This window comes from Natrinema salaciae, assembly GCF_900110865.1.
GTDB classification, from domain to species: domain Archaea; phylum Halobacteriota; class Halobacteria; order Halobacteriales; family Natrialbaceae; genus Natrinema; species Natrinema salaciae.
The window spans coordinates 415,987-432,507 of the sequence record NZ_FOFD01000003.1; the positions used below are offsets into that span (position 1 = coordinate 415,987).

Genomic DNA, 16,521 nt, shown 5'->3' on the forward strand with positions numbered 1-16,521 from the left:
CTGAAGCCTCTATTGTAATTTCAATCCAATAATTCTGGTTGTGAGATGTTGGTGTCACCGATAAATGTCGGAGTACTGCGCTTCACGGACTATTGCATTGATGACAGTACATGAGTTGCCATGGTAAGAACAGAGACTTTGAAGCCTGTGGTCGCTTGACATTGTGTATGGGACTACTGGACGGACTCCGCGCCATCCTCGGCTCGCGCGCCGAAGCCGACGCCGGACGCGACGCCGACCCCGACGACCTCTTCGGGATGAGCACCGCCTACCTCACGATGCAGGCCGATCTGGGCTACGAGTCGCTGGACGTCGGCGCACTCTGTTTCTCCGGCGTCGATTCGAGCGACTTCCGGAACGCCGTCGACGAGGTCGAGGCGATCCTCGAGGCGGGCCGGGAGGAGACCGGGACCGGCTTCTCGGTCACGTCGGACGATCACGGCTATCACTGGGTCGTCCTCACGGACGACGACCCGGAGGACCTGATCACGAGCATGCACTTCGCCGCGGACACCTTCATCGAGCACGACTACGGCTCGCGGCTGCTGGCTGCCGTTTTCGCCTACGAAGATCGCGACGGGACCGCGTACTGGATCTACTCCTTCCGTCGCGGCCGGTTCTACCCCTTCGTGCCGCGGTCCGGCCGGGAACGCGACTCGAGCGCGGAGTTCAAACTCGAGTCGGCGCTGGACGGCGAACTCGAGATCGAGCGCGAGAAGGAGTACTGGTACCCGCTCTGGCCGAGCGAGCGCGGCACCCATCCCTGGGAGTAGACCGGCCGTCCCGACCCGATCCCCGGATTCGACGGCGCTCGCCGGGCCGTCCGTTGGTTTCGATCGTCGCGATCGGTGGACGACCAAATTGTGTAGGAGTCACCGGTATTGCGGTTCCCGGTCTACGAGGGAGTACGCGGCAGGAAGCCAAACACCACATCATCACAACTGCGCCATACACCAGTTGCACCCCTTTTCCTGCCGCTGCGCTTTTCACCGTCGAGCCGAGGGCTCGAGCAGCGTCGGGGCTCGGCTCGAGACGAGTTCGTGCGGCACCGCCGCGCCACTGTGCCACTGCGCCACCGCAGGTCGGTGTCACCTACTGTTATAGCGATTCGGTCGGTATCCGCGGACAGTGACTGAGTGGACTCAGTACAAGGCCGATCCGCACAACTCGGGGCTCCGGCGCGATCTCGGGGGGCCGGCCCGCGTCGCCGAGGCCTGGACGGTGGACCTCGTCGGACCGCCGGGGTCGCCGGTGCTCGATCGCGACACCGTCTACGTCGGCACGACCCGCGGGAACTGCTACGCGCTCGAGCGGGAGACGGGTCGCCGCCGATGGGTGTTCGAGACGCAACGTGCGACCGACGCGACGCCGGTCGTCACCCGCGAGCGGCTGTATCTGGGGACGGGCGACGGAGCGGTGTACGCGCTCGACCCCGCCACTGGCGACGAACGGTGGCAGGTGGAACTCCCCGATTCGCTCGCGTCCGCGCTCGCGCTCTCCGCGGGACGACTTTACGCGGGGCACGCGGCCGGTCTCTCGGCGCTCGAGGCCGAGACGGGCACGGAGCTGTGGACCCACGAGACCGAGTCGGCCGTCGTCGGCTGTCCGGCGATCGCCGACGGCCGGGAGGGGGAGCAGCGTCGATCGGGGCTGGACGAGGGGGACGGCGTCCCCCTCGAGTCGATGGAGCCGTCGCTGCTCGAGGCGGAGCGAGTACAGGAGCCGGATCGACGGTGGGGAGCGAACGAGGAGCGGGTGTTCGCGGGGACCACGGCCGGAACGGTGCTGGCGCTCGCGGCCGAGACGGGCGAGGAGGCGTGGACCGCACCGGCGACCGGATCGATCGCCGGCGGACCGACGATCGCCGACGGACGGGTCTACGTCGGCGACGAGGGCGGAACGATGCTCGCGCTGGACGCCGGGACCGGGCAGACGTGGTTCACCTACGAGATCGGCGACGGATTCACGACGTCCGCGACCGTACTCGCGGCCGCCGAGACGACGTTCGTCGGCGCTGAGGACGGCTACCTCCACGTCACCGATACGACCGTCGGCCGGCGCAAACTGCGCGGTTGGCTGTTCTCCCGAAAGGGCGTCGAACTCGACGGCCCGATCCGCTCCTGTCCCGTCGTCGCCGGCGACGTGATCTGCGTCGGCGACGCGAGCGGGTCGCTCTACGGGATCGACGCCGACGACCCCGAGCCGCTGTGGCGCTTCGCGGCCGACGACGCGATCAGGGGGACGCCCGCGCTCGGCGCGGAACGGCTCTACGTCGGCAGCGACGACGAACGCCTCTACTGTCTCGAGTGGGACGCCGACGAACCGCGTCGCTGAGACGGTCACCGATTCGCGTCGCCGACGCGCGCGCCTTCTTTCGTAAATCCATCGTCCGGATCTCGAACTACCCCGCCGCCCGCCGGCACTTTCACTTTCACTTCCCTGTTAACGAGGGTTTATGGGGGGTCCGGCACAACGAGGGAGTATGCCAGAAGCAGACCTCGAAACTCTTCCCGGCGTCGGACCGGCCACCGCAGACAAACTCCACGATGCAGGCTTCGACTCCTTCCAGAGTCTGGCCGTCGCCGCCCCGTCGGAACTCTCGAACACGGCCGACGTCGGCGAGTCGACCGCGTCCGACATCGTCCGTGCCGCCCGTGACGCGGCCGACATCGGCGGGTTCGAGACCGGCTCGACCGTTCTCGAGCGCCGGAACGAAATCGGCAAACTGAGCTGGCACATCGACGAGGTCGACGACCTGCTCGGTGGCGGTATCGAGACCCAGTCGATCACCGAGGTCTACGGTGAGTTCGGTGCCGGCAAGTCCCAGGTCACCCACCAGATGGCGGTCAACGTCCAGCTTCCGAAGGAGGTCGGCGGCCTCCACGGCTGTGCGATCTTCGTGGACAGCGAGGACACCTTCCGCCCCGAGCGGATCGACGACATGGTCCGCGGCCTGCCGGACGAGGCCATCGACGCGACGCTCGAGGACCGCGAGATCGAGGGCTCGGCCGACGACGAGGAAGCGGTCGACGAACTCGTCGACGACGTCCTCGAGAAGATCCACGTCGCCAAGGCGTTCAACTCCAACCACCAGATGCTGCTGGCCGAGAAGGCCAAGGAACTCGCGGGCGAACACGAGGACTCGGAGTATCCGGTCCGCCTGCTCTGTGTCGACTCCCTGACGGCGCACTTCCGTGCGGAGTACGTCGGCCGTGGCGAACTCGCGGACCGACAGCAGAAGCTCAACAAGCACCTGCACGACCTCGACAAGGTCGGCAACCTCTACAACTGCGCGGTCATCGTCACGAACCAGGTCGCGTCGAACCCCGACTCGTTCTTCGGCGACCCGACCCAGCCGATCGGCGGCAACATCCTGGGTCACAAGTCGACGTTCCGGATCTACCTCCGCAAGTCCAAGGGTGACAAGCGGATCGTCCGACTGGTCGACGCACCGAACCTGGCCGACGGCGAGGCCGTCATGCGCGTTCAGGACGGCGGACTGAAGCCCGAATAACGCGCTCCCGTCCGAACGACCGACCGCTCTCTTTTCCGTCCTGTCTCGGGTTCGCACGAGCGTGGACGGTTCCGTCCCGCTCCGGCCATCGCTGCGCTCGGCGACCGTCCCGACGTTGTTCTCGTACCCGTACCCGAACCCCGGCGCTCGGCGACCCGGCGTCACCGTCACCAGTCGTCTGCAACTGGGCCGATCAATCTCTCGCGCGTCGCCGTCTCACGCCTCCCCGTCAGTTCGCCTCGACGAGCGACTGCCGGGCATCGGTCGGTTCGCGGTCGTCCACCCCTCGAGTCGGCCGTCGCCTGTGGGTCGCGGTCGCCGCGTCGCGCCGCTCCGTTCCGATTCCGTTTCTTTCACCGGCTCCGATATAAGCTTTAGGTTAGCCTAAAAACCGGTACGCTTTTATCGGTTTAGGCCGGCCTAAAACTCGCATGACGACGGAACAATTACCATCGGAGCCGATCACGGATCGGTCGCCGAACGGCGGTGAGCGGCCGTGACTGACGGCGGTTCGGCGGCCGACCGTCTCCTCGCACAGCAGGCGCGTCGCGAGTCGAACGCGCGAACCTACCCCCGATCGTTGCCGCTCGCGATCGAGCGCGCCGAGGGCGCGATCGTCGAGGACGTCGACGGGAACGAGTACATCGACTGTCTGGCGGGTGCCGGGACGCTCGCGCTCGGCCACAACCACCCTGCGGTGGTCGAACGGATGGAAGCGCTCCTCGATCGGGGGCGGGCCATCCACACGCTCGATCTGACGACGCCGGTCAAGGAACGGTTCGTCGACGAGTTGCTCGAGAGCCTCCCGGACGAGTTCGCCGAGACGGCGAAAGTACAGTTCTGTAGCCCCGCCGGGACGGACGCGGTCGAAGCGGCGCTGAAACTGGTCAAGACGGCCACGGGTAACCGGTCGATGCTGGCGTTTCAGGGTGGATACCACGGGATGACCCACGGTGCCCTCGGGCTGATGGGCGATACGGCGGCGAAAGAACCGATTCCGGGACTGCTGCCGGACGTCCACCACCTGCCCTATCCCCACGCCTACCGCTGTCCGTTCGGACTCGGCGGCGAAGACTGCTGGCAGACGAGCGCCGAGTACGTCGAGCGCACGCTTTCGAACCCCGACAGCGGCATCGTCGACCCCGCGGGGATGATCCTCGAGCCCGTGCAGGGCGAGGGCGGTTCGGTACCGGCACCCGACGACTGGCTGCGGGAGATGCGCCGGATCACCCGCGAGCGCGATATCCCGCTGATCGTCGACGAGATTCAGACCGGACTCGGCCGCACCGGCGAACTGTACGCGGTCGAGCACGCCGATATCGTCCCGGACGTGATGACGCTCTCGAAGGCCGTCGGCGGCGGGCTCCCCCTGTCGGTCGTCGTCTACGACGAGTCGCTGGACGTCTGGGAGCCCGGCGCACACGCCGGCACGTTCCGCGGCAACCAGCTCGGCATGGCAGCCGGCGCGGCGACCATCGAGTACGTCCTCGAGCACGACCTCGAGGCGCACGCGGCGGCGATGGGCGACCGGCTGCGAGCGCGGCTCGAGGAGACCGCCGCGACGTTCGAGGCGGTCGGCGACGTTCGCGGGCGCGGGCTGTTGCTCGGAATGGAACTCGTCGATCCCGACGGGGACCCCGACTCGCTCGGCCACGCACCCGCGGACGGCGAGCTGGCGGCCGCCGTCCAGTCGGCGGCGTTCGACCGCGGCCTGGTCGTCGAGACCGGCGGCCGCCACGGCAGCGTCGTCCGGTTTCTCCCCCCGCTTTCGATCTCGCCGTCGCGCATCGACGAGATCGGTGAAATCGTCCACGAGAGCGTCCGCGCGGCCGTCGCGGGGGAGCGCGATCGGACGGAGGCACCGGCATGACGAGCAACGAGCTGGCGGGACAGGTCCGTTCCGCCGACGAGCCGACGCCGCCGGCCGCCGCGAGCGCCTTCCTCGGCAGCGCGGACGGAAACGCGGCGTACGCGGACGCGATCGATCTGGCACGCGAGTGTCTCCTCGAGTCGTTTGCGACGGTCGAGGGCCCCTACGCGGGGACCGACCACGAGCGGCTCCGCGAACGGATCGACGACCTGGCGGTCTTCCCCGCGGAGGGCGAGGCGCTCTCGGACACCCTCGAGACGGTCGCAGACGAGGTACTCGCGGACTCGGTCCGCGTCCACGACCCCGGCTGCGTCGCCCACCTCCATTGTCCGCCGGCGATCCCGGCGCTGGCCGCAGCGGTGCTGCTGTCGGGGACGAACCAGTCGATGGACTCGTTCGACCAGGCCCCCGCGGCGTCGGTCCTGGAGGAGCGCGTCGTCGACGCCTGCTGCGAGCTATTCGAGTATCCGGCCGGCGCGGACGGCGTCTTCACGGGCGGGGGCACGGAGTCGAATTTTCTCGGGCTCTTGCTCGCTCGCGACTGGTACTGCGAGACGCGGTTCGATCGATCCGTCCAGACCGCCGGGCTGGGACCCGCGGCCGGGGACCTCCGCGTGTGCTGTTCGGAGGCGGCCCACTTCACCGCCGAACAGGCCGCTCACCACCTCGGACTCGGCGAGGACGCCGTCGTCACGGTCCCGACCGACGACGACCGACGGATCGACCTCGCGGCGCTCGACGACACGCTCGAGCGGCTCGAGGCCGCGGGCCGGCACCCATTCGCGATCGTCGGCACCGCCGGGACGACGGACTTCGGCAGCATCGACCCGCTCGAGGGGCTGGCGGATCGCGCCGCCGATCGGGGTCTGTGGCTCCACGTCGACGCCGCCTACGGCGGGGCGTGTGCGATCAGCGACCGGCTCCGCCCGAAGCTCGCGGGGATCGATCGCGCCGACTCGATCGCCGTGGACTTCCACAAGCTGTTCTACCAGCCGATCAGCTGTGGCGCGTTTCTGCTGCGCGACGGCGACCGCTATCGGTTCCTCGAGCGCAACGCGGCCTATCTCAATCCCGAACGCGACGACGCGGCGGGCGTCCCGAACCTCGTCTCGAAGTCCACGCGAACGACCCGCCGGTTCGACGCGCTGAAGCCGTTCGTGACGTTCAACGCGCTGGGTCGGACGGGCGTGGCCGACTGCGTGGAGTACGTCTGCGAACTGGCCGACGCGGTCGCCGCCGCGATCCGAGCCGAGCCGGCGCTGGAACTGTGCTGCGAGCCCGAACTGAGCACGGTGGTCTTCCGGTATCGACCGGACCGGCCGGCCCACTCCGACGATCGAACCGAGCCGCTTCCCGCGGCCGCCATCGACCGCGTGAACCGCGCCGTCCGCGACGAGCTGTTGGCCGACGGCGAGGTACTCCTCGCTCGCACGACCGTCGACGGCGCTGCCGCACTGAAGTTCACGCTCTTGAACCCCCGAACGACCCGTTCGGACCTCGACGCTGCGCTCGCGGCGGTTGTCGACCGCGGCGAGGCGCTCGAACGCGAGGTGATCGATTCCGTATGACGCCACGACAACACCCATCGACGACCACGACCGACGAGCAGCGCATCGATGCGACGCGCGTCGCACGCGATGCGACGCTGCACAGCTTCCTGAACTGCTACTGCCACGAGACCGGCACCGGCGAGTTCGTCACCGCTGCGGACGCGCCCCTCGAGCGTCGGCCGGCGAGCGGGCTCGTGTTGCGGTGCCCGCTGCCGAACCAGGGGATCGCGCTCCTCGTTCCCGTGGCCTACCGCTCCCCGACCGGTCGCCACCTGTTCGACCTGCCCGCGTACTACCGGCCCGGCGGCGACGGCGACCCGGTCGAACTGGACTACGCCACGCTCGCGACGCTCGCGACGAAGGAACTCGCGCTCGAGCGCGGTGCGGACGGGAACCGCGACGATCTCGTCGAACGAGTCGTCCGCTCGTGTCGGAACGTCGAGCGGTACGTCGACGCCCGCGCGGCCGACGCGGAGACGCTGTACGGAACGGACGTCACCTTCCGCGAGGCCGAACAGTCGCTCGTCTTCGGACACCACCGCCACCCGACGCCGAAGAGCCGCCGGGGGATGGAGCGCGACGCCGAGCGCTACGCCCCGGAACTCGAGGGCTCGTTCCAGTTGCACTACGTCCGTGCCGATCCGGAGATCGTCGAGAGCGAGTCCGAGCGCGCCGAATCCGCCGCGGAGTGGGTCCGCGAGACGCTGTGCGACGATCCGACCGTCGCCGAGTCGGTCCTCGAGGGGTACCTGACCGAGGACGATATCCTCCTGCCGGTCCACCCGTGGCAGGCCGACCGGCTGCTCGAGCGCCCCGCCGTTCGGGACCTCGTTTCGGCCGGGAGCCTCGAGTCGCTCGGCGAACTGGGCCGGGAGTTCTACCCGACGACGTCCGTCCGAACGCTGTACGCCCCCGAGTCGCCGTTCATGGTCAAGGGGTCGCTCGCCGTCGAGATCACCAACTCGCTGCGGACGAACAAGCGCCCGGAACTCGAGCGCGGCGTCGCGATCTCGGCGCTACTGGCGACCGAACTCGGCGACGACCTGCGCGAGCGGTTCCCCGCGTTCGACGTGATCCGGGACCCTGCCTACTTGACGATCGACCCCGACGCGCTGGGCGTCGACGGCGACGAATCCGGCTTCGAGGTCGTCCTCCGGGAGAACCCGTTCCGGGGTGCGGACGCCCGGCGGGCGACACCCGTCGTCGCGCTCTGTCAGGACGCGATCGGGGACGGTCGTTCCCGTCTCGGTCGCACCGTCGCGTCGATCGCCGAGCGCGAGGGCCGCGATGCCGCCGCCGTCAGCGAGGAGTGGTTCCGGCGCTACCTCGAGATCTCGATCCGGCCGCTGCTGTGGCTCTACCTCGAGCGGGGGATCGGGCTCGAGGCCCACCAGCAGAACAGCGTGCTCACGCTCGACGACGGGGGCTACCCCGACGAGTTCCGCTACCGGGACAACCAGGGCTACTACTTTCCCGAGAGCACCTACGATCGGCTCGAGGCGGTCTGTCCCGGTGTCGGCGAGCGGGCGAACTCGATCTGTCCCGACGCGGTCGCCGACGAGCGGATCCGCTACTACGTCGTGTGCAACAACGCGTTCGGCGTGATCAACGCCTTCGGGACCGCGGGACTGGTCGACGAGAACCGGCTGCTCGCCGTGCTCCGCGAGGAACTCGAGTCCCTCCGGGAGTTCGACCGCCCCGGCACGTCGATCCTCGACCCGCTGCTCGAGTCGTCGACCGTCCCCTGCAAGGCCAACCTGTTGACTCGCTTCCGCGGCCTGGACGAACTCGACGCGCCGTCGCTCGACGAGCAGTCGGTCTACGCCGACGTGCGGAACCCGCTCGTCGCGCCGCCGGAGCCGGCCGAATCGGTCGGCTCGACCGCGACCGGCGACACGGAGGCGAGCCGATGACGGATCGAGCCCCCAACCGCGGCCCGCACGCCACGGTCGTCTCGGACTACGACTTCGAGCACTACGACGAGACGATCGATCGCCACATCGGGTTCCGGCGGGTCTCGCTCGAGCGCGATCTCGGCCGCTTGCACGCGTGGCTGGGATCGACCCACGTCGCACCGTACTGGGACCTCGACGAGCCGCTGCTCGAGTTCCGCGAGACGCTCCGAGCGAAACTCGCGGACGACCATCAAACGCTGTACGTCGGCTGTCTGGACCACGTCCCGATGAGCTACTGGGAGCGCTACTGGGCCGTCGAGGACGATCTGGCGGCGTACTACGACGCCGAGCCCGGCGATCAGGGGATGCATCTCCTGTTCGGCCCCGAGGAGTACCTCGGTTGCGGGTACGCCGTCCCCCTGATCCGGGCGATGCTCGCGTTCCAGTTCAGGCATCCAGAGACCGATCGAATCGTCGCCGAACCCGACGCCCGGAACGACGCCGTGCTCGCGAGCGCCGACCGATGCGGCTTCGAGTTCCGCCGCGAGTTCGAGTTCGAGGAGGAGGACAAGACGGCGACATTCGCCGTCTGTCCGCGTGAACGGTTCGAACGAGATATCTGGCCGCCGACCGCGGACCGTGCGGACGGGCGACCGGCCGAGGTGGGCGACGATGACTGACGACGGCGACGCCACCACTGCCGTCCGTCTCGGCGACGATGGAACGGACGATCCGTCGGACGTCGCGACGAGCGACGAGACGGTCATCGACCGCGGCCACTACGACGTGCTCGGCGTCGGTCTCGGCCCGTTCAACCTCGGCCTCGCGGCGCTGCTCGACGGTGCCGATCCCGCACTCGAGCTCGATGCCGTCTTCCTCGAGCGCGAGCCCGCGTTCGCCTGGCACGAGGGAATGCTGATCGAGGGGGCCACGCTCGAGGTGCCGTTCCTCGCGGACCTGGTGACGATGGCCGATCCCACCAATCCGTACAGCTTCCTCAACTACGTCCGCGAGCGCGATCGCATCTACGAGTTCTACGTCTACGAGACGTTCCAGATACCCCGCCGCGAGTACGACGAGTACCTGCGCTGGGTCGCCGAAACCGTCCCGACGACGCAGTTCGACCGGGAGGTGACGAGCGTCGAGTACGAGGCTTCGAGCGGGAGCTCCGACGGCTCGGAGACCACCGGAACGTTCGTCGTCGAGGCCGTCGCCCCCGAGACTGGCCAGCGCTACCGCTACCGCGCCGACGACCTCGTCGTGGGCGTCGGCTCCCGTCCGTCGCTTCCCGAGTTCGCCCGCGAACACGCCGGCGCGGACGGGCCGCTGTTCCACACCGCCGACTACCTCGAGCGCCGTGACGACGCCCTCGACGCCGGGTCGATCACCGTCGTCGGCTCCGGTCAGAGCGCCGCCGAGGTGGTCCTCGACCTGCTCGAGCGCCAGTCGACCCACGACTATCGGCTCGACTGGCTCACCCGCTCGGACGGCTTCTTCCCGATGGAGTACTCGAAACTCGGACTGCAGCACTTCACCCCGGAGTACACGCGGTACTTCTACGAGCTGCCGCAGTCGCGGAAGGACGACCTGCTGGCCGATCAGGACCTGCTGTACAAGGGGATCGATCCCGAGACCAGCGAGCGGATCTACGACACGCTCTACGAGCGTTCGATCGGCGACCCCGACCCCGACTTCGGGATGCTCGCGACGACCGCCGTCGTCGATATCGAACGGGCGGACGGCAGCTACTGGCTGGACTGTGAGCAGCGCCAGCAGGGCCGGGCGTTCGCCCTCGAGACCGACGCCGTGATCCTCGGCACGGGCTACCACCGGCCGACGCCGACGTTCCTCGAGCCGATCGCGGATCGAATCGCGTTCGACGATCGGGGGCGGTTCCGCGTGAGCGAGGACTACCGTCTCGAGGGTGATTTCGGGGGTGCGGACGACGCCGGCGGCCGGGTGTTCGTCCAGAACGCCGCGCTCCACACTCACGGCGTCGGGACGCCGGACCTCGGCCTCGGCTGTTACCGGAACGCGGTGATCGTCGATCGGCTCGCCGGCCGCGAAGTGTACCCGATCGACCGGGACACCGTCTTCCAGACCTTCGACGTCGAACAGTTCGCCGACCACGCGCCGGTTCGCACCGACGGCGCGCAACCGCTCTCACTCGATACGGAGTAACTCATGGAGAACACCTCACGCAACACCGATCGCGACGATCTCGAGCACGGACTCGACGGAATCGATACGCTGGACCGCGTACTGACCGCGGACCGCTGGAACGACGTCTCGCGGGAACTCCTCGCCAAGATCCTGCGGGAGTTCACCTACGAGGACATCCTCGAGCCGGCCCCGATCGACGACGCCGCGGACGGCGAGTGGACCACCTACGAGATCGACCTCGAGGGAACGCGCTACCGCTTCGACGCCGTCGAGCGGTTCTGGGACAGTCTCAGCGTCAGCGTCGACTCGATCGAACGCGACGCGGGCGATGGGTTCGAGCCCGCCGCCGATCCGCTCCAGTTCGTCGTGGATCTCGAGCCGGCGGTGGAGATGGATTCCATCACGGCCGGCCACCTCGTGCGCGAGTACGCCAAGACGCTGCTCGCGGACGCGCATCTCGAGGCCGATACTGCCGGCGCGACCACCGCTGGCAGCGACGCCGGCGGGACCGAGGAATCGGTCGTCGACATGTCCTACGCCGAGATCGAGGGCGAGATGACCGGCCACCCGTGGCTCACTTTCAACAAGGGGCGGGTCGGCTGGGGGTACGACGACTACCGCGACTACGCGCCCGAGCGCGCCGAACCGATCCGGCTCTCGTGGTGTGCCGTCTCGCGCGAGGCGGCCTCGTTCGTGAGCGTCGACGGGCTCGACCACGAGGCCCTGCTCGAGTCGGAACTCGGGGCCCGCTACGACGAGTTCCGCGGCGAACTCGAGCGCCGCGGGCTCGAGCCGGACGACTACCGCTTCCTGCCGGTCCACGACTGGCAGTGGGAGCAGACGGTCGTTCCCCTGTTCGGGAACCAGCTCGCGGCTGACGAGATCGTCCCGCTGGGGCGGGGACCCGACGAGTACCTGCCGATGCAGTCGGTCCGGACGTTCGTCAACGTCGACGCGCCGGCCAAACACAACGTGAAGCTGCCGATGCGGATCAGCAACACGCTCGTCTGGCGCGGGCTCCCCGGCGAGCGCACCGAAGCCGCGCCGCTGGTCACGGCGTACATCAAGGGCGTTCGGGACGATGATCCGTTCCTGCGCGACGAGTGCCAGGTCGTCCTCCCCGGCGAAATCGCGGGCGTGAACGTCGACCACCCGACGTTCGACGCGCTCGAGGGTCCGCCCTACCAGTACACCGAACTGCTGGGCTGTGTCTGGCGGGAGAGCGTCACGGACCTGATCGACGACGACGAGCGGGCGATGACCCTCTCCGCGCTGCTGCACGTCGAGGACGGCGACCCGGTTGTCTCGAAACTGGTCGCCCGCTCCGACCTGTCGCTCTCCGAGTGGCTCGACGAACTGTTCGCCACGATGCTCCCGCCGCTCTTGCACTACCTCTATCGGTACGGAACCGCGTTCTCGCCCCACGGGGAGAACACGATCCTCGTCCTCGAGGACGACCGGCCGTCCCGGCTCGCCGTCAAGGACTTCGTCGACGACGTCAACGTCGCCGAGGCACCCCTCGAGGAACTCCAGGGCCTACCGGACGACCTCGACGACGTGCTCCTCTCGGTCCCCCCGGACGAACTGCGGCTGTTCGTCGTCTACGGCCTGTTCGTCGGCGTCTACCGCTACCTGGCGGAGTTGCTGGTTCGACACCACGACTACTCGGAAGAACGCTTCTGGGGGCAGGTCCGAGCCGCGATCGAGGACTACCACGCGCGGTTCCCCGACCTCGAGGACCGGTTCGAACTGTTCGACCTGCTCGAGCCGACGGTGCCGAAGCTGACTCTGAACCGCAATCGGATCGTCGACATCGGCTACGGCGACCGCCCGGAGCGGCCCCACGCCATCGAGCACGGGACCGTTCCGAACCCGCTGTCCGAAGTCGAACCCGAGCGGTGACCCGAGACCCCGCGTGATCGTCCCCGACCCCACCGCTTCCCGTCCGTCGGTGGCGAGGATCAGTCACCGCCGTCGTCGCCGGCGGCCGCCACGTCGACGAGGCGCTGTCCCTCGAGTTTCGGGACGACCGATCGGCTGTCGAACGCGAGGGTGTACTCGTAGAGGTCCGTCCGCTTGATGGGGGGTTTGTCCTCGTACTTCGGCCCCTTGCCGAACTGCACGACCGAGCGGTAGGCCTCGCGCCGCTCGTCAGTGAGTGGTATTCCGTACAGGTGGTGTGCGATGACCAGTGCGCCGACGGTGTCCTCCGGCGAGGGTTTCCCCCTCGAACCGGCGGCGACGAGGAACGTCTCGCGATCGCTGTCCCGGAGGTGTTCCGCGACGGCTTTACCGTTCGTCAGCCCGCCGACGTAGATTGCCACGTCGTCGCCGCCCGCCTGCCGGAGATCGGTAACGGCGTTCCCGCCGTTGGTCGACGTCATCGCCGTCGGCCGTCCCTCGACGTCGACGTCCTGAACGAAGCTGGGCGAGTTGAAGAAGTCGTACCCCGATTCACCCTCGTAGTTCGGACCGGATCCCCCGCCGATCTTCGCTCGCGGGTGTTCGTCTTTGAACGCGGGCTCGTTACCCCGTTCCTCGGTGATGTAGACGTACTCCGCACCGTTGGCCAACAGCTCGGGCACGGTGGTCGAAAACTGGGCGACGTCGATGACGACGTACTCTCCCGGGGCCGGATCGTCGGGAATCCGCGCCCGCGAGGGGATGATCGTCTCGAGCAACGTCGATTCGAGCATCTCGTCTATCACTGGGCTCATACTGTCGACTCCAATCCGAGCGTGAATAGGCTGACTAAGAGTGGTACACACCCGTTCCATCGGGTACTGACGACTATATACCCGAGCGCGACCCCGCATGTGCCCGTCGGGTCCGCCTCCGCAGCGCTCGGCTGCGACAGCGGGCTCCCATCGGACAACGGTCGTCCCCGACGGTCGACCGCCACGGCTCGTCAGCCTGCTACTCGAGGCGGGTTCACAATCGGTCACGCTGTGGAAACCGAACGGGCCGGTGGCCTACAGCATCAGCGCGATCCCGGCCACGATACTCAACGACCCGCCGAAAAAGACGACGTCGACCGGCCGGATCCGAAGGTCCGCCAGCTGGAGTTCCTTGCTCGCCTCGTCGTGCAGCGAGTGAGAGAACCCCCGCGTCTCCATGGCTTCGACCGTGACCCGACTGCGTTTGGCGACGTTGAATATCATCGGGTAGAACGCTCGCATCGAGAGTTTCAACAGGTACGCGTAGTGTCGCCAGCGGAAGCGGCCGGGCGACTCCGGGGCGGCGCTGCGCAGCCGATACGAGTTTACGAGATCGTGGTACTCCTCGAACAGCACCGGCAGCATCCGGTAGCCGTAGGTGATGAGGAAGGTGAACTGTCGTGGTACCCCGAGACTCCGCAGCCCGTGTGCGAGCGTCTTCGGCCCCATGCTCGAGAAGACGGCCAGACTCGAGACCGAGATGATCGTCAGTTTGAGCGTGAACGGGATCAGCGCCCGGACCGCGGCGACGGGATCGCCGGTGACCGCGGTCACGGCGGCGTATGAGGCGAGCGTCGAGCCGACGCTGAACGCCATCAGCCCGACGAGAAAGAGGCTCACGCGCGAAAGGACCGCGAGTGCCGAGACGAATGCGAGCAGTCCCAGTAACACCCTCACGTCGTAGAACAGCCAGGGTACGAACAGGAAGACGACGTACCACAGGAGCAAGACCCGCGGGTCGAGGCGATGGAGGAACGACCCCTCGTTCTCGTAGGCCGTTCGGAGCAGATCGGTCTTGATCGCGTCGATCGACGTGGCGTCTCTGAGTTCGTCCAGGGCGCTCACTGCGATCCCCCCTCGACCGGTGCCGGCGCAGAGTCGGTTGCACCGAGACGCTCGGCGAACGCCTCGACGGTCAACGGTGCGGGGTCGAGGCCGAGCGCCTCGCCCAGGCGGACGACCTGCGGCGGACGGAGGTTCGCCCGCTCGAGGACCGCGAGGTCGGCGAAGACGGCTTCGGGTGGGCCGTCAGCGATGACGTCACCCTCGTCGAGGACGACCACGCGACTCGCCCAGGCTGCCGCGAGCTCGAGGTCGTGGGTCGCGACGACGACCGTTTCGACGCGCTCCCCGGCCCGCTCGATCGTCCGGCCGACCTCCTCGCGGCTCGCGAGGTCGAGGCTGCCGGTCGGCTCGTCGAGCAGGACGATCGAGGGCTCCGTCGCCAGCCCGATCGCCAGCGAGGCGCGCCGCTGCTGGCCGACGCTGAGGAGGCGACCGTCGCGGTCCTCTAACGCGGCGAGATCGAGGAACTCGATCACGTCGTCGACGCGTCCGTCTACGTCCGCGTACGCCCGCTCTTCGAGGTAGTGGGCGACGTCCGCTCGCACCGCGTCGTCGATGAACATCTCCTCGGGATTCTGGTGAACGTAGACGACGTCGTCCGCGAGCCGTTCCGGGAGCACCGACGCCGTGTCGATCCCGTCGACGGTGACGGTCCCGGAATCGGGCTTCTCGAGGCCGGTGATCAACTGGAGGAGCGTCGACTTCCCGGCACCGTTGCTTCCGACGAGGGCGACCCGCTCGTCGGGGTACAGCTCGAGCGACAGGTCGTCGAGGACCTCCCGGGTCCCGCTCCGGAGCGTCTGATAGGTGTGGGACACGCCGTCGAACGAGACGACCGGGTCGGCGCGGCTTTCGGTTGTCGCCGCCGCTGTGGCGGTCCCGTCGGTTCGACCCGTCGTCTCGGATACCCGTCGTTCGAACCGGGTTAGCCCGTCGTCCAGCGTCACCGGCAGGTCCCCGTCGCCGTCGAAAACGCGCTCGGCGATCCGGGTCACCTGCGGCGGGTGGACGTCCTGTGCCCGCAGGTCACCGAGCCTGTTCAGCGCCTCGTCGACCGGCAGCTTCCAGCTGACGGCACCGTCTTCGACGAGGACCACCTGCTCACAGTACTCGGCGATGAACTCCGTCTGGTGTTCGATCGCGACGACCGTCTTCCCGAACTCCTCGTTGAGCCGGGCGAGGTGGTCGTAGGTTTCGCGAGCGGTGACCGGATCGAGCTGTGCGGCCGGCTCGTCGACGACGACGATCTCCGGGTCGAGGGAGAGCGACGCGGCCAGCGCGACGAGGTGTTTCTGGCCGCCAGACAGCTCCCAGACGAATCGGTCCTCGAGCCCGTCGAGCTCGAGGGTATCGAGCGTCCGGTGAACTCGCTCGCGGTAGTCCTCGTGGCCGTAGTTCAGCGGTGCGAACGCCACTTCCTCGAACACCGTCGGACTGACCAGTTGGTTGTCGAACTCCTGGAACACGTAACCGACGTGTCGCGACAGCTCCGACACCGAACTCTCCGCCACGTCGAGTCCCGCGACCGTCACCGAGCCGTCGAACGTCCCCTCGTAGAAGTGCGGGACGATCCCGTTGAACGTCTTGCAAAGCGTCGTCTTACCGGAACCGTTACCGCCGACGACGGCGACGAACTCCCCGGGCTCGATCTCGAGGTCGGCACCCGACAGCACGGCGTCGTCGGTCCCAGGGTACCGAAACGAGAGGTCGTCGACGGCGATCACGGCGTCGTCGGTCCCAGCCATCG

Annotated in this window: 12 protein-coding genes; 9 read left to right on the forward strand and 3 right to left on the reverse strand. The window is 68.1% G+C overall.

All coding sequences use genetic code 11. From position 1 onward, the window contains the following. Positions 1-167: 167 nt before the first annotated feature. The 9 genes from pspAB to BMX07_RS11415 all read left to right on the forward strand — a co-directional run bounded on the left by pspAB (position 168) and on the right by BMX07_RS11415 (position 12,894). Positions 168-773, forward strand: coding sequence for a PspA-associated protein PspAB (gene pspAB / locus BMX07_RS11375; protein WP_090617854.1), 606 nt, complete (start codon positions 168-170; stop codon positions 771-773). Between the two features lie 355 nt (positions 774-1,128). After that, complete coding sequence (locus BMX07_RS11380) at positions 1,129-2,334, forward strand: outer membrane protein assembly factor BamB family protein (protein ID WP_090617856.1); 1,206 nt, start codon at positions 1,129-1,131, stop codon at positions 2,332-2,334. Positions 2,335-2,482: 148 nt separating this feature from the next. Beyond that, positions 2,483-3,514 carry a DNA repair and recombination protein RadA gene (gene radA / locus BMX07_RS11385; protein WP_090617858.1) on the forward strand — a complete coding sequence of 344 codons (1,032 nt, stop codon included), beginning with the start codon at positions 2,483-2,485 and terminating at the stop codon, positions 3,512-3,514. A 496-nt stretch (positions 3,515-4,010) separates the two neighbouring features. Continuing rightward, complete coding sequence (locus BMX07_RS11390; RefSeq protein WP_090617860.1) at positions 4,011-5,384, forward strand: diaminobutyrate--2-oxoglutarate transaminase; 1,374 nt, start codon at positions 4,011-4,013, stop codon at positions 5,382-5,384. Further along, complete coding sequence (locus BMX07_RS11395; protein ID WP_090617862.1) at positions 5,381-6,952, forward strand: pyridoxal phosphate-dependent decarboxylase family protein; 1,572 nt, start codon at positions 5,381-5,383, stop codon at positions 6,950-6,952. The genes BMX07_RS11390 and BMX07_RS11395 overlap by 4 nt, the downstream gene beginning before the upstream one ends. Further along, positions 6,949-8,847, forward strand: a complete 1,899-nt coding sequence (locus tag BMX07_RS11400) for an IucA/IucC family protein (RefSeq protein WP_090617864.1) — start codon at positions 6,949-6,951, stop codon at positions 8,845-8,847. Before BMX07_RS11395 ends, BMX07_RS11400 begins: the two co-directional genes overlap by 4 nt. Next, a complete protein-coding gene (locus BMX07_RS11405; RefSeq protein ID WP_090617866.1) occupies positions 8,844-9,509 on the forward strand; it encodes a GNAT family N-acetyltransferase in 666 nt (221 codons plus the stop codon). Before BMX07_RS11400 ends, BMX07_RS11405 begins: the two co-directional genes overlap by 4 nt. After that, on the forward strand, positions 9,502-11,010 hold the full coding sequence (locus BMX07_RS11410) for a lysine N(6)-hydroxylase/L-ornithine N(5)-oxygenase family protein (protein WP_090618429.1): 1,509 nt from the start codon (positions 9,502-9,504) through the stop codon (positions 11,008-11,010). Before BMX07_RS11405 ends, BMX07_RS11410 begins: the two co-directional genes overlap by 8 nt. 3 nt (positions 11,011-11,013) lie before the next feature. Next, on the forward strand, positions 11,014-12,894 hold the full coding sequence (locus BMX07_RS11415) for an IucA/IucC family protein (RefSeq protein WP_090617868.1): 1,881 nt from the start codon (positions 11,014-11,016) through the stop codon (positions 12,892-12,894). 59 nt (positions 12,895-12,953) lie between these two features. Here the strand turns inward: BMX07_RS11415 and BMX07_RS11420 are convergent, their stop codons facing one another. From BMX07_RS11420 to BMX07_RS11430, 3 genes are all read right to left on the reverse strand, one after another. Next, the gene (locus tag BMX07_RS11420; RefSeq protein WP_090617870.1) at positions 12,954-13,709 is read right to left on the reverse strand and encodes a 2-phosphosulfolactate phosphatase; all 756 of its coding nucleotides are present in this window, start codon (positions 13,707-13,709) and stop codon (positions 12,954-12,956) included. A gap of 255 nt (positions 13,710-13,964) precedes the next feature. After that, positions 13,965-14,774 carry an energy-coupling factor transporter transmembrane component T family protein gene (locus BMX07_RS11425; protein ID WP_090617872.1) on the reverse strand — a complete coding sequence of 270 codons (810 nt, stop codon included), beginning with the start codon at positions 14,772-14,774 and terminating at the stop codon, positions 13,965-13,967. Next, on the reverse strand, positions 14,771-16,519 hold the full coding sequence (locus BMX07_RS11430; protein ID WP_090618430.1) for an ABC transporter ATP-binding protein: 1,749 nt from the start codon (positions 16,517-16,519) through the stop codon (positions 14,771-14,773). Before BMX07_RS11430 ends, BMX07_RS11425 begins: the two co-directional genes overlap by 4 nt. Positions 16,520-16,521: the final 2 nt, after the last annotated feature.

Excerpts from the sequence above, each read along its gene's own strand:
- pspAB (WP_090617854.1), top strand. The coding sequence starts at position 168 with ATGGGACTACTGGACGGACTCCGCGCCATCCTCGGCTCGCGCGCCGAA.
- radA (WP_090617858.1), top strand. The coding sequence starts at position 2,483 with ATGCCAGAAGCAGACCTCGAAACTCTTCCCGGCGTCGGACCGGCCACC.
- BMX07_RS11395 (WP_090617862.1), top strand. The coding sequence starts at position 5,381 with ATGACGAGCAACGAGCTGGCGGGACAGGTCCGTTCCGCCGACGAGCCG.
- BMX07_RS11400 (WP_090617864.1), top strand. The coding sequence starts at position 6,949 with ATGACGCCACGACAACACCCATCGACGACCACGACCGACGAGCAGCGC.
- BMX07_RS11405 (WP_090617866.1), top strand. The coding sequence starts at position 8,844 with ATGACGGATCGAGCCCCCAACCGCGGCCCGCACGCCACGGTCGTCTCG.
- BMX07_RS11410 (WP_090618429.1), top strand. The coding sequence starts at position 9,502 with ATGACTGACGACGGCGACGCCACCACTGCCGTCCGTCTCGGCGACGAT.
- BMX07_RS11415 (WP_090617868.1), top strand. The coding sequence starts at position 11,014 with ATGGAGAACACCTCACGCAACACCGATCGCGACGATCTCGAGCACGGA.
- BMX07_RS11420 (WP_090617870.1), bottom strand. The coding sequence starts at position 13,709 with ATGAGCCCAGTGATAGACGAGATGCTCGAATCGACGTTGCTCGAGACG.
- BMX07_RS11430 (WP_090618430.1), bottom strand. The coding sequence starts at position 16,519 with ATGGCTGGGACCGACGACGCCGTGATCGCCGTCGACGACCTCTCGTTT.